16 protein-coding genes (1 of these 16 running past the window's edge) are annotated in these 17959 nt (G+C 53.9%); 6 read left to right on the top strand and 10 right to left on the bottom strand.

Annotation, left to right across the window (positions count from 1 at the left end; all coding sequences use genetic code 11):
* Both AB8881_06230 and AB8881_06235 read left to right on the top strand, forming a co-directional pair.
* Window positions 1–736, top strand: partial view of a peptidoglycan DD-metalloendopeptidase family protein gene (locus AB8881_06230; GenBank protein ID XDZ64472.1) — the 3' portion only. Its footprint begins 683 nt before the window's first position; only the last 736 of its 1419 coding nucleotides appear in the window; the start codon falls outside the window, past its left edge; the stop codon is at window positions 734–736.
* A gap of 102 nt (window positions 737–838) precedes the next feature.
* On the top strand, window positions 839–1603 hold the full coding sequence (locus AB8881_06235; protein ID XDZ64473.1) for an MOSC domain-containing protein: 765 nt from the start codon (window positions 839–841) through the stop codon (window positions 1601–1603).
* 83 nt (window positions 1604–1686) lie between these two features.
* On the opposite strand, the gene AB8881_06240 is transcribed toward AB8881_06235, so the two are convergent.
* From AB8881_06240 to AB8881_06270, 7 genes are all read right to left on the bottom strand, one after another.
* Entirely contained in the window at window positions 1687–2370 is a 684-nt protein-coding gene (locus AB8881_06240; GenBank protein ID XDZ62158.1) for a DUF4167 domain-containing protein, read from the bottom strand.
* A 220-nt stretch (window positions 2371–2590) separates the two neighbouring features.
* The gene (gene prmC / locus AB8881_06245; GenBank protein ID XDZ62159.1) at window positions 2591–3580 is read right to left on the bottom strand and encodes a peptide chain release factor N(5)-glutamine methyltransferase; all 990 of its coding nucleotides are present in this window, start codon (window positions 3578–3580) and stop codon (window positions 2591–2593) included.
* Entirely contained in the window at window positions 3564–4640 is a 1077-nt protein-coding gene (prfA, locus tag AB8881_06250) for a peptide chain release factor 1 (protein XDZ62160.1), read from the bottom strand. The genes prmC and prfA overlap by 17 nt, the downstream gene beginning before the upstream one ends.
* An 84-nt stretch (window positions 4641–4724) precedes the next feature.
* A complete protein-coding gene (hisS, locus tag AB8881_06255; GenBank protein ID XDZ62161.1) occupies window positions 4725–5993 on the bottom strand; it encodes a histidine--tRNA ligase in 1269 nt (422 codons plus the stop codon).
* A gap of 5 nt (window positions 5994–5998) precedes the next feature.
* Window positions 5999–7135, bottom strand: coding sequence for a flavodoxin-dependent (E)-4-hydroxy-3-methylbut-2-enyl-diphosphate synthase (gene ispG, locus AB8881_06260; protein ID XDZ62162.1), 1137 nt, complete (start codon window positions 7133–7135; stop codon window positions 5999–6001).
* A gap of 294 nt (window positions 7136–7429) precedes the next feature.
* Window positions 7430–8641: a RodZ domain-containing protein gene (locus AB8881_06265; protein ID XDZ62163.1), complete on the bottom strand. Its 1212-nt coding sequence runs from the start codon at window positions 8639–8641 to the stop codon at window positions 7430–7432.
* A 203-nt stretch (window positions 8642–8844) separates the two neighbouring features.
* Window positions 8845–10068 carry an aspartate kinase gene (locus tag AB8881_06270; GenBank protein ID XDZ62164.1) on the bottom strand — a complete coding sequence of 408 codons (1224 nt, stop codon included), beginning with the start codon at window positions 10066–10068 and terminating at the stop codon, window positions 8845–8847.
* Window positions 10069–10139: 71 nt separating this feature from the next.
* On the opposite strand from AB8881_06270, the gene ubiG reads away from it, so the two are divergent.
* Complete coding sequence (gene ubiG, locus AB8881_06275) at window positions 10140–10892, top strand: bifunctional 2-polyprenyl-6-hydroxyphenol methylase/3-demethylubiquinol 3-O-methyltransferase UbiG (protein ID XDZ62165.1); 753 nt, start codon at window positions 10140–10142, stop codon at window positions 10890–10892.
* 44 nt (window positions 10893–10936) lie between these two features.
* On the opposite strand, the gene AB8881_06280 is transcribed toward ubiG, so the two are convergent.
* Window positions 10937–11473 (bottom strand): DUF1178 family protein, encoded by a 537-nt coding sequence (locus tag AB8881_06280; GenBank protein XDZ62166.1) that lies wholly within the window; start codon window positions 11471–11473, stop codon window positions 10937–10939.
* 27 nt (window positions 11474–11500) lie between these two features.
* Entirely contained in the window at window positions 11501–14122 is a 2622-nt protein-coding gene (gene secA, locus AB8881_06285; GenBank protein XDZ64524.1) for a preprotein translocase subunit SecA, read from the bottom strand.
* Between the two features lie 356 nt (window positions 14123–14478).
* Here secA and AB8881_06290 point away from each other — a divergent pair, with 356 nt between their 5' ends.
* The 3 genes from AB8881_06290 to AB8881_06300 are packed head-to-tail and all read left to right on the top strand — an operon-like array spanning window position 14479 to window position 17013.
* A complete protein-coding gene (locus AB8881_06290; GenBank protein XDZ62167.1) occupies window positions 14479–15348 on the top strand; it encodes a peptidylprolyl isomerase in 870 nt (289 codons plus the stop codon).
* Window positions 15349–15356: 8 nt separating this feature from the next.
* Complete coding sequence (gene argJ, locus AB8881_06295) at window positions 15357–16595, top strand: bifunctional glutamate N-acetyltransferase/amino-acid acetyltransferase ArgJ (GenBank protein ID XDZ62168.1); 1239 nt, start codon at window positions 15357–15359, stop codon at window positions 16593–16595.
* Window positions 16558–17013: a (deoxy)nucleoside triphosphate pyrophosphohydrolase gene (locus tag AB8881_06300; GenBank protein XDZ62169.1), complete on the top strand. Its 456-nt coding sequence runs from the start codon at window positions 16558–16560 to the stop codon at window positions 17011–17013. The genes argJ and AB8881_06300 overlap by 38 nt, the downstream gene beginning before the upstream one ends.
* Window positions 17014–17037: 24 nt before the next feature.
* On the opposite strand, the gene AB8881_06305 is transcribed toward AB8881_06300, so the two are convergent.
* Window positions 17038–17940 carry a methyltransferase domain-containing protein gene (locus AB8881_06305; protein ID XDZ62170.1) on the bottom strand — a complete coding sequence of 301 codons (903 nt, stop codon included), beginning with the start codon at window positions 17938–17940 and terminating at the stop codon, window positions 17038–17040.
* Window positions 17941–17959: the final 19 nt, after the last annotated feature.

The following is a 17959-nucleotide window of genomic DNA, read 5'->3' on the forward strand; positions in this document are numbered from 1 at the left end:
CTTTTCAGTCGATTTCCAGCGTGAAGTTCGCACTGGCGACCGGTTTGAATTGCTCTATGAAGTGGAGCGTGACGGCATTGACGGCAAAATAATTGGCGGCCAATTACATTATGCAGGCCTGCTTCTCTCGGGCGAGCAATTGGGTTTCTTCCGCTACAATGGCGATAATGACGCGATTGGCTGGTATGATGAAAATGGCAATTCGGCGGCGCGAACACTGATTCGCACCCCAATTTCAGGCGCGCGCCTGTCGTCATCGTTTGGCCATCGCAAACATCCGGTTAGCGGCTTTAACGCGATGCATAAAGGTGTTGATTTCGCCGCGCCGCGCGGCACACCGATTATCGCCGCAGGATCTGGCGTGATTCGCGAAGCCGGGTGGAAAGGCAGCTTTGGCCGCTATATCCGCATTCGGCACAATGCGACCTATGATACAGCCTATGCCCACATGAGCCGTATCGCGCCTCATATTCGCCCGGGCACCCGCGTCAAACAGGGCGAAATTATCGGTTATGTTGGCTCGACCGGCAAATCAACCGGTGCCCATTTGCATTATGAAGTCATGGTCAATAACCGGCAGGTCAATCCGATGACAGTGCGCCTTCCAACGGGCGAGCGAATCAGTGATCAGCACCTCGAGGCCTTTAAGGCAACTGTTGCCGCGATTGACCGCGAAGTATTATCGCATGGCACAATCCGTTTTGCCGGTGCCGTTCCGGTGAAAAAGGCCCAATAGCGCAAAAAGCCAGCTTTCAGGAAAAATCTGTTTTGGCTTTTATGTCTCGCTTAATCTCGCCTAGCATCAGCCACGGACACTGACAACCAAAAGAGGGTCATCATGCAAATCCATACGCTTTGGCATTATCCGGTCAAGGGATTTGGTGGCAGCCAACTTGACAAGGCCGCCCTGACCGCAGGCGGCTATTTTCCCAATGATCGGCGGTTCGCCCTTTCGATTGGCGGCGATAAGATCGCAAATGCCAGCCCTGGAACATGGTTTCCAAAGGCGCATTTCCTGCAATTAATGTCACATGAGGCCATGGCCGATTATCACTGCCGCTTTACCAGCGATGCAACGCCGTCGCGTCTCGAGCTTTACCACCATGGCAATCTTTGTCTTTCCGTTGATCCGGAAAACCCTGACGATTGTCGCCGGTTTGAAGATATGTTTAGCGACCTCTTTGCCGATAAATTACGCGGACGGCCGCGCCTGATGCAGATGAACGAACAGGCCTATAGCGACCAGTCGGCGCCATTAATCAGCCTTGCCAGCACAGCATCACTGGCCGCTTTTGCAGCCGCCACCGGCACCAAGGCTGACAGCCGCCGGTTTCGCATCAACATCATTATCAATGCAGATGAAGCCTTTGCCGAAACCGGCCTTATCGGCCAGACATTACGCTGCGGTGACGCATTGTTGCTGGTAAAAGAACCCGTTGGCCGGTGCGCCGCGATCAATGTCGACCCGGCTACGGCACGGCGTAACCCAGATGATTATGTGCGGTTTATGCGGGCGCATTTTGGCCATAGCAATCTTGGCATTTTTGCCGAGGTGTTGAATGGCGGCACGATTAAAATCGGCGACGAGTTGCGCCCCGTTTAGGTCACCCGTTTGGGTCACCCGTTTAGGTAAAAAGACGGAGCCGCAAAACATATGGCAGAAAAATAATGGTCTCGCCGGCTATTTTAAGAGACTTGATCGCTATCTTGATCACTTTGAACAGCCTCGGCCAGCTGGGCTGGTGACAGATTCGTGCGGTCTTCTTCCGAAGGTTTCGCACCATCACTTTTAGCAGCGCCGTTTTTAGCAGCCAAGCGGCGCTTTTTTGGCGCAGGCTCATCCTGGGTACCATCAGCACCAGCGGCATTAAAATCAGCGCCATTCACGTCGGCACCATTCCCGTCGGCGCCATTCCCGCCCGCGCCATTGAAATCGACACCACGGGCATTGGCATGGCCATTTGCAGCCCCTGCTGCATCATTGGACTCGCCCTGATTATCACCCGTTGCACTGGCTGCCTCATTATCGGGTTTTGACGGCGACGAAACCTCGTCATCATCGACCTCAGCATTGGCCTGTTCCTGCTGGCGTTTGGTTTCAGCAACGCCAACAGCCGCTTGATGCAGACGAAAATAATGATCAGCAAATTGCGTGTACGCCTCTGCCGAAATCCGCTCGCCCGATGTCGCCGCGTCATGTGCCAGCGCCATATATTTTTCATGCAATTGCTGGGCATTACCACGCAGCTTTACATCCGGGCCATTCGATTCATACGAGGTGTTGCGGTTCGGCACATGATTGTGATTGCCGCTATTATTACCACGACGGCCACGACCACGGCCGCGTTTAGCGTTTTGAGGTTGTCTCATTTGGTTTAATACCACATTGGTTATTAACAACAATAATCGATAATTAAATTCATTTCGGTTGCGCTTAGTCTACCAACTAAACGTCGGCCCTAAGCCGATGCAAGCGATCCCATTTTCATTCGGAAAAGCGCTGGCGTTTCGGTGACCAGAGCCACCCCGCCGCGAACGACTGTACCATAACGTCGGGCTTGTCTGAATATCAAGCGAAATCTAACAGATTTTACATTTTAATTGAAAACTGCAAACAACGCGTGATGCCGGCTAGATCCTGATGGCTGTCGACAAGCCGGAGATTAACCTTTGCCGCCTCGGCCGCGACCATGTTTTCCTGTCCCTGACCAATTTCAACAAAGGCCGCGCCATGCGGCTTAAGCACTGCGGCCAGCCGCGGCAGCAAACCTTGCCAACAGGCCATACCATCACCGCCACCATCAAGCGCCAATGCCGGATCAAAGGATTTCACATCCACCGCCAAATCATCAATATCGCGGGTCGGAATATAAGGCGGGTTTGACAAGATCACATCAAACATCCCAAGCGGGCCAAGATCATCGGCAAAGCTGTGGCAGATAAATTCAGCACGATCAGCAAGCCCCAAACTTGTCGCATTCTCAACCGCAGTGACAAGCGCATCCGGATTGATATCAATGCCGATGCCGGTGGCGTTGGGCATCTCGGACAATAGCGCCAGTAAAAGACAGCCGCTTCCCGTTCCAAGATCAAGGCAGCGCAATGCTGGGGGGCGCAATCTACCGTCACGCTCTCCGTCACGCTCACCTTCACGGCCAATTTGGCGCCCAATTTGGTGATCATCGCGAACAATCGTACCCGCCCAGCCAAGCGCGACCTCGATCACGGTTTCTGAATCCGGGCGCGGGTCAAGCGTGGCAGCAGATAAAGAAAAGCGAAGTGACCAGAATTCACGCCAGCCACGGATCCGGCTAATCGGTTCACCGGCCAGACGGCGCGTCATTAAAGCTGCCAACCGCGCCTCGCCAGCTTCGGTTAACGGCGCAATATCCTCGTGCGGCAATACCGGCATATCACGCCCCAATGCCAACCCAAGAAGGCAACGCGCATCTGATTTTGCGCTGGCAATACCCGCCGCGGCAAGCGCCTGTTCTAATGGCTGCAGATTTTTACGAGCTTCGTATTTCAACGGCCGATCTGTCATGCCTTCGTCGATCTCACGTTCAGCTGCCTTCGGCAAGTCGCCGTGCCTGATCTTCTGAGACAAGGGCATCAACAACCTCGTCAAGCGCCTCACCAGCAATCACACGATCCAGCTTGTACAGCGTGAAATTAATCCGGTGATCGGTAACACGGCCTTGCGGAAAATTATAGGTGCGGATCCGTTCCGAGCGATCGCCAGAGCCCACCTGCCCCTTGCGTTCGGCGGCACGCTCTGCCTCCAAGCGGGCACGCTCAGCATCATAAATACGAGCCCGCAAAATCTTCATCGCCTTAGCCCGGTTCTTATGCTGAGATTTTTCATCCTGCTGGCTAACCACAATACCTGTTGGCAGGTGGGTAATCCGCACTGCCGAGTCGGTGGTGTTGACCGATTGACCGCCGGGGCCAGATGCCCGAAACACATCAATCCGCAGGTCAGATTCGTCAATCTGGATATCGACATCCTCGGCCTCTGGCAATACCGCGACGGTGGCGGCTGATGTATGAATCCGTCCGCCAGCTTCAGTTTCGGGAACCCGCTGCACCCGATGCACACCCGATTCAAACTTCAACCGCGCAAATACATCATTACCTGAAATGGTGGCGGTCGCTTCCTTATAGCCGCCAATGCCGGTTTCCGACACTTCCATCACCTCAAATTTCCAGCCATGCTTGGCCGCAAAACGCTGATACATTGAAAACAGATTAGCCGCGAATAACGCCGCCTCATCGCCGCCGGTGCCAGCGCGCACTTCCAAAATAGCGTTACGCGAATCATCCTTATCTTTTGGCAGGAGCAAAAGCTGCAATTGAGCGCGCGCTTCGGGAAGCTGGTCTTTCAGCAAATCCGCTTCAGCTTGCGCCATTTCCAGCATATCCGGATCGTCACCCGCCTCGTCGACCATTACCAGCGCCTCGGCCAGCTCAGCCTCGACCCTGCGCACCAGCTCGATTTGTTCGCAAACGGGTCGCAAGTCAGACAGCTCACGCGAAAATTGCGCTAGTTCGGCATTGTTCATGGTGGCCGAGTCTGAAAGTCGAGCCTCAACCTCCCGGCGGCGCTCTAATACTTTATCCATTGATGAGTCGAGGCTCATGCCAAAACTCCTTATCCGGTAATGTTGCAGTCAGTGAAAATTTGGCAGATCAAAACCACGGATGCCAGCCCGAATATTGCCGCGCTATGGCACCAAAAGGCTTTTGGCAATCGCCGCTGCCAGACCGCTGCTATCAGCGAGATCAAGCGGTTGTTCCTGCTGGCTGCCATCTTGAAGGTTGCGCAGCTGAACAATGTTGTTGGCCAGCTCGTCACTGCCCATAATCACCGCCATGCAGATACCGGCCTTATCAGCTTTCTTCAGCTTTTTGCCCATCGCGCCACTGGTCGGCAAATCAATATCAATGCCCGCATCGCGAAGCTGTTCAGCAAGCCGGAAGGCCGCCAGACGTGCCCCATCATCAGCCGTTATAATCGCCACTTTTGGGCTATTAACAGTGGCCGTCTCGACAAGCATCGCCAGCCGTTCAACACCAGCCGCCCATCCAACACCGGCAACCTGAGGCCCGCCCAGCATTTCAGCCAGCCCATCATAACGCCCACCACCCAGAACCGTGCCCTGCGCACCAAGCGATGTTGTGACAAATTCAAAGGCGGTATGACAATAATAATCAAGCCCGCGCACCAATAACGGGTCAAAAACCCACTTAACACCTGCCGCATCAAGTGCCGCCGTCAAATCAGCAAAATGCGTCTTTGACACGTCGCTCAGATAATCCTGCAATTGCGGCGCATTTTGTAAAATCTGCCGGTCGCCGGCGTCTTTAGAATCCAGAATCCGTAGCGGATTTACGGCGAGGCGGGTTTTGCTATCATCTGACAGTTGATCGGCAAATGTCTCAAGATAGGCAATCAGTGCCGCCCGATACGCCGAACGGCTATGCGTATCGCCAAGTGAGTTCAGATGAAGTTCGCAATCATCTAGCACACCCAATGCCGCTAAAAACCGCGCCCCACAGGCAATGATTTCAGCATCGGCAAGCGCATCATCAGGCCCGAGATATTCGACTCCTACCTGATGAAACTGGCGCATCCGGCCCTTTTGTGGCCGCTCATAACGGAACATCGGCCCGGCATAAAAATATTTCAACGGCAGGCTTTGGGTCAGCCCCCCCGAGATCATCGCGCGCACGACACCGGCGGTGTTTTCCGGCCGCAATGTCAGCATTTCGCCGCCTCGATCCGCAAAGCTGTAATTTTCCTTCGTAACGATATCGCTGCTCTCACCAAGCGGGCGCGAGAACACTTCGGAAAATTCGAAAATCGGCGTTGCCATTTCCTGAAATCCGTAAAGTGCCGAGGCTGCACGCGCCGCCTCGATCACCAAACGATGTTTGGCCATGCTATCGGGAAGAAGATCAGCTGTACCGCGGGCAGGTTGAAGTCGTGACATGAGCCTTAATCTGCTTTTATGCTTGGGTTGACGCCGCTTTTTGCAGCCTTTAATTCGGCAACACGGGTTTCGACAAGCGACACCACATGTTCGACAATATCACCATTTGACAGGCGGTGGTCGGCCATGCCTGACAGGTAAATCTGATGCGTTCCCTTGCCGCCACCGGTCAAACCGATATCGGTTTCCCGCGCCTCACCTGGCCCGTTAACCACACAGCCAATGATCGACACGGTAATCGGCATATCAATATGCTCGAGCCGATCTTCGATCACCTGCACAGTTTTGATGACGTCAAATTGCTGGCGCGCGCAAGACGGACAGGAAATCACCGTTACCCCGCGACGACGCAGGCCAAGCGATTTCAGGATTTCATAACCGACTTTGACCTCTTCAGTTGGATCAGCCGACAGCGATACCCTGATTGTATCCCCAATTCCTGCCCATAGCAGATTACCAAGACCAATTGCTGATTTGATCGTTCCCGCCCGCAGCCCACCAGCCTCGGTTATGCCAATATGTAGCGGGCAATCAATGGCATCGGCAAGCTGTTGATAGGCGGCCACAGCCAGAAACACGTCTGACGCTTTGACCGAGATTTTAAATTCATGGAAATCATTATCCTGCAAAATCTTGGCATGTTCGAGCGCCGATTCAACAAGCGCTTCGGGGCAGGGCTCGGCATATTTTTCCAAAAGATGCTTTTCCAGCGAACCCGCATTTACCCCAATCCGCATCGAGCAACCATGATCACGAGCTGCCTGTACAACTTCGCGGACCCGCGCTGCACTGCCGATATTGCCCGGATTAATCCGCAGGCAGGCTGCACCCGCCTCGGCCGCCTCAATGGCGCGGCGATAATGAAAATGGATATCTGCAACGATGGGAACTGGGCTTTGCGCACAGATGGTCTTTAGCGCGGCGGTACTATCCTCATCAGGACAAGACACCCGCACAATATCAGCCCCAGCCGCCGCCGCCGCATTGATTTGCGCCAAGGTGGCCGCTACGTCACTGGTCAGGCTGTTGGTCATCGTCTGAACCGAAATCGGCGCACCACCGCCAACCGGAACTGACCCGACCATTACCTGACGGCAGCGGCGACGCTCGATTGTTCGATAAGCCCGATAAGCGTTTGACACGGTTAAACTCCAAATTACGGCGCAATGAGCACCGGTTAAATATGCCCCATTCTATACCCTGTTCGGCCGCCAAGCGCCAGATCAATGCGTCACTTTAGTTTAGATGATAACAGCCACGAAAAACGGCGGCAGCGATCCTGAGTTCGGATGACACACGCCCAGACCAGCCACCAGCAGCATGATATGATGTAAGATTTGACCCCGCAACAATGCCTAGCGGCGATCCAGCGCCGCCAGATACTACCAAAAAAGTGAAGGGATAAAAAATTGGGGCGGTGAAAAAAGTGAGGGAGGCTATCGCACCTCACGCAATTTATCGGTAACAAGCGGCAGATCGCGCACGATTTCACCAATATCACCCAAGGCACGCGGCTTATCACTGCCGACCTCGATCGTCAATCCGCCCGCATTGCCGGTGGTAAGGTAAAGACGTTCATTGCCGCCAATCACCTGACTGTCGCCGGCCTGCATCAACTTGGCGATAACTTCTTCGCCGTTATCGCGCACAATTTCAACCCAGCTTGCGGTAACCGCACGAATTGTAATTTCTTGTGCCGGATCGCGTAAATTAGCAATCGCGGCATTTACACCCGGACTATCCACCGATAGATCAGCCGACGACGACGCAACCACAGCCCTAGCCAAACCGCCCGACAATGCCCGACCATTCGCGGGCCCTGAATTTGGGGCTGGCGTTTTCAGGGTAGCCTCGGCCACAATGGTGTTGTCAGCGTTATTTTCGCCAACTTGCACCGGTGTTTCTGCCAACGGTTTTTTTCCAAGAGACGTTGTTGCGGCTGGCGCTGGAGTGCGTGTGCTAGCCGGCGGTTTTGCCGCGCCCGTATCCGCGGGCAGTACCGGGCTTGTGGCGGCAGTGATGATTGGGGTTACGTCTCGCAAATTATCACCCCCGGCATCACCTTTGAGCGACGTTCCGGCCTGAGTTGAATCCTGAGTCGATTCCTGTCTGCGGTTAAAAAGCTGATCTTCCTGATGACTACTGCCTTTAATGGCGAGTGGCACAGAAAGCCCGCTAGCCCGCTCCCCACTGGCAATTTCAGCCGGCGCCATCGTACCCTGATCGGCCTGATCAGTGCCGTTCAGCCAATACCAACCACCATAACCTATGCCTGCAAAAACCAGCAGCATCGACACGATCGCCGGGGCGGACCGCTGCGGCGGCCGTGCTCCCATCGGCATCTTATATTCTGGAACCACTGTTTCTTCGCCAGCAATGGCCGCATAACGTGCCACCAGAGACAACGGATCAAGGCCAAGAAACTGGCCGTAGCTGCGCAAGAACCCCTTCACATAGGCAGGCGCTGGCAATTGATCAAACGCACCACTTTCCAAATGTGAAAGGTAATCACCTGAAATCCGCAGTTGCTGCGAAACATCAAGAATTTTGACGCCCTGACCACGGCGCGCAGATTTGAGCGTCGAACCTATCTGTTCGAAGCTGTCATTTGCAACCAACGGCTCATTTTCTGTTAGGTGAGCGCGCAAATAATGTCTCCACTTGGCGTTGAATAATCAAAAGCCACCAGATATTTTCGACAATTGCAAACAAAATCCTCATTTGCCAAATGATACATCTCAATCAGTCGTCTGATAACATTAAATTGTTACGAACTTGTTACGGTTCAGCATTTGCGCCGTTTACCACATAAATTCCGATTGATAAATATCAATTTAGTACCAGTCAGGCGTTAAATCTCGTCATCCAGCCCGTAGGCAGTATGCAAGCTTCGTACCGCCAGCTCGGCATATTCAGCATCAATCAAAACCGAGATTTTAATTTCGGATGTCGAGATAACATGCAGGTTCACACCCCTTGCCGCCAGTGTTTCAAACATGGTCTTGGCAACACCCGGTTGCGTTCGCATCGCCGTTCCAACAACCGAAATTTTCGCTACATTCGGCGAAGCATCAACCGATTCAAATTCAAGAAGCTCTTTAATTTTATTAATAATATCAACAGCTTTATTTAAATCAGCGCGGCAAACAGAAAAGCTGATATCAGTCTTTTTGACTGCACTTGATGCGCTTTGAACGATCATATCGACATTAACATGATGATCGGCCAGCGCGCCAAAGACAGCGGCCGCAACACCCGGCCGATCTGGCAGGCCAACGATTGTGATCTTGGCCTCATCTGGGCTGTAAGCAATACCGCTAATGGTTTCTTGTTCCACGACTGAATCCTCATTTACGACTAAAGTACCTGGTGCATCATTGAAACTTGAGCGCACCTGCAGATTGACATTATGGCGCATCGCCATCGCGACTGATCTCGTTTGCAAGACCTTGGCGCCAGACGACGCCATTTCCAGCATTTCTTCAAAGGTAATCCGGCCTAGTTTACGCGCTTTTGGTGCGATTCGCGGGTCGGTTGTGTAAACCCCGTCAACATCTGTGTAAATATCACAGCGATCAGCCTCCAGCGCCGCGGCAATCGCCACTGCTGACGTATCCGAGCCACCGCGGCCAAGCGTGCTGATCCGGCCATCCGGGCCAATGCCCTGAAATCCGGCAATGACAGCAACCTGTCCCTGTTTCATCCGCTGACGGATCGCACTGCCGTCAATCTCGTCAATGCGAGCAGCGCCATGCACGCTATCTGAGCGAATGGGCACCTGCCAGCCAAGCCATGACCGCGCATCAACCCCAATATTCTGCAACGCTATCGCCAGCAGACCAACGGTAACCTGCTCGCCCGTCGCGACAATCGTATCATATTCGCGTGCATCATGCATCGGGCCAATATCAGACGCCCAGGCAACAAGCTGGTTTGTTGTCCCCGCCATGGCCGAGACAACGACCGCCACCTCATGGCCGGCATCAACTTCGGCTTTTACCCGCTGTGCAACGTTGCGTATGCGATCAAGATCGGCCACTGAAGTGCCGCCAAATTTTTGAACAATCCGTGCCATTTGCTGTATGCTGTTTCCAATGAATATAATTTCACGCAGCTATAGCGATTACCAGCCGCCGGGGCAAGCCCATGATGACAACTGCAGACCAAACTGAGATTGATAATTTTGCCGCCCTATCCGACCAATGGTGGGATCAGCGGGGGCCGATGGCACCTTTGCATGCTTTTACGCCCATTCGGGTGGATTATATTTTACGGGCAATTGGTCGCTTCTTCCCGATCAACGCAGGCGGACAGCCCTCCAAACAATCAGCAACAAGGCCGTCATTGGCGAGGCTACGCATTCTAGATATTGGCTGCGGCGGGGGCTTATTGGCCGAACCGATGGCGCGGCTTGGCGCCAACGTTACAGGCATCGACGTCACGGCGCCCGCAATCCATGCCGCAAAGGCGCATGCCCAAACCATGCAGCTGGATATTGATTATCGTGTCATTACCGCTGAAGATCTCGCTGCGACTGGCGCTAAATTTGATGTGATTTACGCCTCAGAAGTGATCGAGCATGTGGCCGATCGACCGCTCTTTATCACGGCGATTGCCGAGATGCTGAACCCCGATGGCGTTGTTATTGTCACCACGATCAACCGCAGCCTTCCTGCCCTGTTATTTGCCAAGATCGCCCTTGAATATATTGTCCGGCTGGTGCCGGCTGGCACGCATGATCCGCGCAAATTTGTTAAGCCAGCCGAATTACGCGCCGAATTTGCTGCTGCCGGTATTCTGCTTGATGATATGACCGGTTTTGCCCCGCGCCCGGGCGGCGGCTTTATGCCGGTTGGATCACTGGCGGTGAATTATGCTGCCAGCGGTGGCTTTCGCTAGCGATCAAGCTGGCACAAACCGATCAAACCGGAACCGCGCGCCGCTTAATGTTCGGGCGGCAGCCACGGCATCGCGACAACGTCAATTCCCTCATCGGCAAGCTGCTCGCGCTCTTCGGCAGTTGATTGGCCGTAAATATTTTCGGCCAGACTATCGCCATAATGAATTTTGCGGGCTTCGGCGGCAAAATCGGTGCCAACGTCACGGCATTCGGCCTTGATCTTGCGCTGTAGCTGGCGCAATTGCGCCATTGCCTCGCCAAACGCAGCCGCAGTCATGGCGGCTTTTGGCGGCGATGTCGGCACCGGTTTTTGCGGGCTTGATGTTGCCGCACTTGGGGCCGCACCGTGGGCCGTGTTGGGGGCCGCACTGATTTGGGGCGGCGCCTCAATTGTGACAGGGTCGCGGCGGCGTTTTGGGCTTGCAATATTAGGCGTCATCAGCGCGCGACGAATTTTAGCGCTATCGCAAACCGGGCAGGTAACAAATCCGGCATTATTCTGCTCGTCAAACGCAGTGCTGGTTTGAAACCAGCCTTCAAATTCATGGGTCATCTCGCAGATCAATTGATATTTGATCATTTATTTGCTCTCACCGCCCCAGCTTGTTTAAAGGGCACCATGACAATGTTTGAATTTCTTGCCCGATCCACATGGGCACGGCGCATTACGCGACACCTTGCCGCCAGCTGTTGCAGCATTGCCAGCATTATTGCCAGCATTATTAGCTGGCGCAGCGCCTCGGCTGTCGGCATCTTCCGGTTGGCGGATTTCGACATGGGAGAGAACCATACTGGTAGTCTCACGCATCGTGGCCAGCATATTTTCAAACATCATAAAGGCTTCACGCTTATATTCATTTAGCGGGTCCTTTTGCGCATAGGCACGCAATGTGATGCCTTGGCGCAGCTGATCAAGCGTAAATAGGTGTTCTTTCCACTGCTGATCAAGCACCTGCAACAGCAAGTTCTTTTCCGCCATCCGCATGATATCAGGGCCAAGCCGAACCGCCTTTTCCGCCATATGCCGGTCGGCAGCATCAATCAACCGCGCTTCGATCTCAGTTTCAGCGATGCCGTCCTCGGCAAACCATTCAGCGATCGGTGCCTCGACACCCAAAACACGGCGGGCATCAGCATCCAGCGTTTCCGCATCCCACGCATCATGGTAGGAGCCAGCGGGGATGGCGCGCTCGACAATCAGAGCTGCCGCTTCATGGCGCATATCAACAACGGTTTCATGAACATCATCGGCGCGCATAATTTCCTTGCGCTGGTCAAAAATCACCCGGCGCTGGTCATTCATCACATCGTCATATTTCAGCAATTGTTTGCGGATTTCAAAATTGCGGGCCTCAACCTTGGATTGGGCCTTTTCGACGGCCTTGTTAATCCAGGGATGCATAATGGCTTCACCTTCTTCAAGGCCCAGCTTGACCAGCATACTATCCAGCTTTTCCGAGCCGAAGATACGCATCAGATCATCTTGTAGAGACAAGAAAAATTTCGACGCGCCCGGGTCACCTTGACGACCAGTCCGGCCGCGCAACTGATTATCGATCCGGCGCGATTCATGACGTTCGGTACAAATCACATAAAGCCCGCCAGCCGCCAGCGCAGTGGTCTTTGCCGCCTCAATTTCGGCAATAATCTTATCCCTTTGCTTGTCGGTGACAGTCTTGCCCGTTTCAGCCAGCGCAGCCAGCCGCATATCAAGATTGCCCCCCAGCTGGATATCAGTGCCGCGCCCAGCCATGTTGGTCGCGATTGTAACCGCTCCCGGCACGCCCGCATCGGCAATGATTTTCGCCTCCTCAGAGTGAAACCGTGCATTGAGAACCTGATGCTCGATTTTACGCTTTTTCAATTCGGCAGACAGACGCTCAGACTTGTCAATACTGATCGTGCCAACAAGAACCGGCTGTTGGCGTGACCGGCATTCAAGAATTAACGCAATCACCGCCTCGTCGCGTTCGGCGCTGGTGCGATAAACCTCATCATCATGGTCAATACGCGCAATATCGCGGTTGGTTGGAATTGCCGTGACCTCAAGGCTGTAAATCTCAGAAAATTCCCCAGCCTCGGTCATTGCTGTACCAGTCATTCCGGCCAATTTATCATACATGCGGAAATAATTCTGGAACGTAACCGACGCTAATGTCTGGTTTTCCGCCTGAATGGCAACGCCTTCCTTGGCCTCGATTGCCTGATGCAATCCATCAGAGAACCGCCGGCCTTCCATCGCACGGCCAGTGAATTCGTCAATAATGACAACCTCGCCGGCTTTCAGCATATAATGCGTGTCACGAGCAAAAAGCCGGTGGGCGCGCAGCGCCTGATTGACGTGGTGCAACAGCCCGACATTTTCAATGTCATAAAGCGTTGCCTCGCCAATCACACCATGATCGCGAAGCAGGGTTTCTGCATGCTCGATACCGGCCTCACTTAACGAGACACTATTGCCCTTTTCATCGAGATCGTAATCTTCTTCAACCAGCTGTGGGATGATTTGATTGGCAACCACGTAATGTTCTGAGTTTGTTTCGGCCGGGCCAGAGATGACCAGCGGTGTGCGCGCCTCGTCAACGAGGATCGAGTCAACCTCATCAACAATCGCAAAGTTGAAATCACGCTGCACCATATCATCGAGGCTGAATTTCAAATTATCGCGCAGGTAATCAAAGCCGAATTCATTATTCGTTCCATAAGTAACATCGCAGCGATACGCGGCACGGCGTTGATCATCATCAAGCCCGCCAGTAATACAGCCAACGCTCAGCCCAAGAAATTCATAGACCTGACGCATCCAATTGGCATCGCGCGAGGCCAGATAATCATTCACCGTAACCACATGAACGCCGCGACCATCAAGCGCGTTTAGAACCACCGCCAAGGTGGCAACGAGGGTTTTCCCCTCACCAGTTTTCATTTCGGCGATTTGTCCACGATGCAGCGCAATACCGCCCATCATCTGCACATCAAAATGGCGCTGACCTAGGGTGCGCTTGGCGGCTTCACGAACCAGTGCAAATACATCAACAAGATGATCATCCTTGTCGGCACCATCGGTAATCTTTTGCCGGATATCGGCAACCATCGCACGCAACGCGTCGTCATCAAGGCCGGTAAAATCGGCTTCACGGGCATTGATGTTCTGCACCACTGACTGCATGGCCTTAACCGCCCGATCATTCGAACTGCCAAACAGGTTTTTTGCAAAAGACCCAAACATCATAACTCCCCAGCCATTAGGCGAACGCACTGCCGGACGGCAGATATGAAGGCGGTGCAACAAGCACTTGATTGGACATAGGTATAGACGCGAATTTTGTCAATTGTTTGAGCGTTCTTTTCACATTTACCGCAACCACTGCAAAACCGGCACGACGCTGCAAACCCCCGTCTTTAACGGCGCGTAATCTTGGCGATTTTTCAAGCGCGGGCTTGCTCTTGGGTACTAGCTTCGTTAACACTAGATGGGGCGCATCAGTCACCAGAGTCCGCTGCGCCGGTTTTAGATTTTTCCCGATTGTACAGCGGCCCAGCTATGATTACCTTGGGTCAGCATCATTTAAAGAGGATTTACGCATGCGCAATGGTATTTTTGCCCGTCGGTTTATCACCCTGTTAACAGGTGCGGTTCTTTGTGCCGGTATCGGTACGACGGTTCATGCGAATGAGGGCGGTATTCCGGTTGGTACAGTCAATGGTGAAACGCTGTGGCTTGAGGATGTGATGCATCAGGCAGAACGCTTGCCCGATGAATTCCGGCAAACACCATTGGCCAATTATTTTGATCAGCTGGTCACCGATATGATTGATGCCCGCATTGCCGCCAATGCCGCGCGCGCAGCAAAGCATGACACCAAGAAGGATGTCGCCAGCGCGATGCGGATTGCCGCTGACCGTGTGCTGGCCGAATCATGGCTTGGCGAAACTGTCGCGGCTGAAGTTACCGATGCCGCGATTGAAAATGCCTATCAGAAATTTGTGGCTGACACCGCATCGCGTGAGCAGGTGACCGCATCACATATTCTTGTTGAAACCGAAGATGATGCCAAAGCCATCATCACCTCACTCGAGGGTGGTGCCGATTTTGCTGAATTGGCGAAAAGCAAGTCAACTGGCCCAAGCGGGCCGAATGGCGGGGCGCTCGGCACATTTGGCCGTGGCCAGATGGTGCCAGCATTTGAAAACGCCGCCTTTGCACTGGCCGATGGCAGCTTTAGCAAAACCCCGGTGCAGACGCAGTTTGGCTGGCACGTCATCAAGCTTGATAAAAAGGATGTTGCACCGGCCCCGACGCTTGAGGCAATGCGTGATCAACTCGTGCAAAATCTTTCAAGCCAAGCCCTTGGCCGTGTTCTTGAGGAATTACGTGCAAAGCAGGATATTAAAATCCGGAGCTTTGACGACATTCGCAAAGACGCTATGGCCACGGGCAACGCCAATCAATAGCCCCCGCCATGACCATATCTCCTCTAGCGCCTGAGCATTTTCCCGATCTACCCTCAATTGCCGGTATCGGACTTGCGACGGCAGCAAGCGGCATGCGCTATAAGGGCCGCGATGATTTGCTGCTAATTACGTTGGCCGCTGGCAGCACTGTTGCCGGGGTGTTTACCCAGTCCGATACGGCGGCAGCGCCGGTGATCTGGAGTCGGAACATTGCCGATACTGGACAGGCAACTGCAATCATCACCAATGCTGGCAATGCCAACGCCTTTACCGGCAGTCGCGGCGACACGGCTGTCAAAGAGATGACCAGCGGTCTTGCCAAGCATCTTGATTGCCCGGCTGACACCATCATGGTGGCGTCGACCGGGGTGATTGGCGAGCCTTTAGACACTGCGGCGATGCTGCCCCATTTTGCTGCACTGGTTCATGATGCGAACAGTGATGGCGCAAATGCCAGTTGGCATGTTGCTGCCAATGCCATCCGCACGACTGACACATTTGCCAAAGGCGCCCATGCGAGCTGTATGATTGACGGGGTTGCCATCACCATATGCGGTATTGCCAAAGGGTCGGGCATGATTGCGCCGAATATGGCGACCATGCTTGGCTATATCGGCACTGACGCGGCCTTGCCATCGGACGTTCTGGCACGGTGCCTGCGCAGCGCAAACGGTGATAGTTTTAATTCGATTACCGTTGATAGCGACACCTCAACCAATGACAGCGTTTTCCTGATGGCAAGCGGCATGGCGGGCAACCGGCGCATTGCCGATACTGATGATCCGGCGTTAAAAGATTTCCGCAAGGCACTTGCCGCGGTTATGAACGATCTGGCGATCCAGATTGTTCGTGATGGCGAAGGCGCAACCAAACTTGTCACCATCGATATTACCGGTGCCAAAGACAAGGCTACTGCCCGTAAAATCGGGCTTGCGATTGCGAATTCGCCGCTGGTCAAGACTGCGATTGCTGGCGAGGATGCCAATTGGGGCCGAATTGTCATGGCAATCGGCAAATTGGGGATTGGCATTCCGTCGGATGCTATCAGCATTGATATTGGCGGCTATAGCGTGGCGCGTGATGGAATGCGCGTTGCCGAATATAACGAAGCGCCGATTGCCGCCCATATGAGGGATCAGATGATTGATCTTGCGGTGTCGGTTGGCGATGGTCTTGGCGCGGCACGGGTGTGGACCTGCGATCTGACGCATGGCTATATCTCGATCAATGCCGATTACCGAAGCTAGGCCGACAATGCTGTTAGTAAGCGCGGTAGCGCTGGTCGATATTGATGGACGCGTATTGCTGGCACAGCGCCCCGAGGGCAAACCCATGGCTGGATTATGGGAATTTCCGGGCGGCAAAATCGAAGCCGGCGAAACCCCTGAATCCGCACTGATACGTGAACTCCGCGAAGAGCTGGGCATCGACACTGCCGAATCTTGCCTCGCGCCGCTAAGCTTTGCCAGCCATCATTATGAGGCCAGCGATGATCGGCAAGCGTTTCACCTGTTAATGATGCTGTTTGTTTGTCGGCGCTGGCAGGGCAGGCCGCAACCGATCGAAGGCGGTGCGTTAAAATGGGTTCGCCCGCAGCAGTTGCGCGATTACCCGATGCCCGACGCCGATATACCGCTGATTTCAGCGATACAAGACCTCTTATAGACGAACCGCTACAATGATCCCTTACTAAGGGCTGATTTCGGGGTCCTGTTCATTACCGCCAATCGCGCTGGCAAGGCGGCTGGTTGCTGATCCTGGCCGCAGCGGCTTTTGCTGGCTTTCATGCGGTGCCCAGCCGGTAAGGGTAATAATCTCGAAGCTGGCTGGTATAGATCCATCATCTAGACCAAATCGTTCTTGGTAAATTTCGGCCGCGCGCATGAAAACAGCACGCCTTGTCGGATGACGCAGCCGCCCTAGCATGGCATTTTGCTCGCCCATCCCGCGAAGGTCAGCCATCAGACGAAACAGGTTCGGATAGGTCACGGTCAACCGGTCGCTATCAGCCACCGGAAGCGCCAGACCAGCCCGCCCTAGCAGCCCACCAACATCCCTGATATCGGCCATCGGCGCACAGCGTGGGCTAAAGCCGCCGGTTATATCCTGTTCAGCCGCAATCAGCGCGGCACGCAATTCGGTGAGGCTATTACCGCCAAGAAGGTTAATGAGACATAACCCGTCGGGACGAAGCAGCTGCCGAATTTGCACAATCAGGCCGGGTAAATCATCAACCCAATGGAGGTTCAAACACGAAAAGACCGCATCAAAACTGCCCGCGGCAAATGGCAAATTGGCAAAATCATGAACGGCAAAGGGCTGGTCAGTCTGTGATGCAAATCCGGCCGCAGGGTCGCTTTGCAGCATCATGCCTATTTTTCCGGTTGGCGCCAGCTGCCGCAACAGCCGACCATCATGTGCGCCAAGATCAAGACACAGGTCAAAATCACGTCGCATCAGCTCAACCCGGTCAGCAAGGCGCAATGCGGCCTCATCCTTTAGAAACGCAAAATCGGCATAGGATGCGGCGGCCCGTTGCCGGTAACGGCGTTGGGCAAGTGGATCAAAGAGCTGTGGCATCGGATCGGTCATAATAAACGCATCTTTTAAG

This window comes from Alphaproteobacteria bacterium LSUCC0396 (assembly GCA_041228345.1).
Classification (GTDB): Bacteria; Pseudomonadota; Alphaproteobacteria; order Puniceispirillales; family Puniceispirillaceae; genus UBA3439.

Bases quoted from the DNA above. Each gene is read 5' to 3' on its own strand.
- AB8881_06235 (XDZ64473.1), top strand. From the start codon at position 839: ATGCAAATCCATACGCTTTGGCATTATCCGGTCAAGGGATTTGGTGGC.
- AB8881_06240 (XDZ62158.1), bottom strand. From the start codon at position 2,370: ATGAGACAACCTCAAAACGCTAAACGCGGCCGTGGTCGTGGCCGTCGT.
- prfA (XDZ62160.1), bottom strand. From the start codon at position 4,640: ATGAGCCTCGACTCATCAATGGATAAAGTATTAGAGCGCCGCCGGGAG.
- hisS (XDZ62161.1), bottom strand. From the start codon at position 5,993: ATGTCACGACTTCAACCTGCCCGCGGTACAGCTGATCTTCTTCCCGAT.
- AB8881_06270 (XDZ62164.1), bottom strand. From the start codon at position 10,068: ATGGCACGGATTGTTCAAAAATTTGGCGGCACTTCAGTGGCCGATCTT.
- ubiG (XDZ62165.1), top strand. From the start codon at position 10,140: ATGATGACAACTGCAGACCAAACTGAGATTGATAATTTTGCCGCCCTA.
- AB8881_06280 (XDZ62166.1), bottom strand. From the start codon at position 11,473: ATGATCAAATATCAATTGATCTGCGAGATGACCCATGAATTTGAAGGC.
- secA (XDZ64524.1), bottom strand. From the start codon at position 14,122: ATGTTTGGGTCTTTTGCAAAAAACCTGTTTGGCAGTTCGAATGATCGG.
- AB8881_06290 (XDZ62167.1), top strand. From the start codon at position 14,479: ATGCGCAATGGTATTTTTGCCCGTCGGTTTATCACCCTGTTAACAGGT.
- argJ (XDZ62168.1), top strand. From the start codon at position 15,357: ATGACCATATCTCCTCTAGCGCCTGAGCATTTTCCCGATCTACCCTCA.
- AB8881_06300 (XDZ62169.1), top strand. From the start codon at position 16,558: ATGGCTATATCTCGATCAATGCCGATTACCGAAGCTAGGCCGACAATG.
- AB8881_06305 (XDZ62170.1), bottom strand. From the start codon at position 17,940: ATGACCGATCCGATGCCACAGCTCTTTGATCCACTTGCCCAACGCCGT.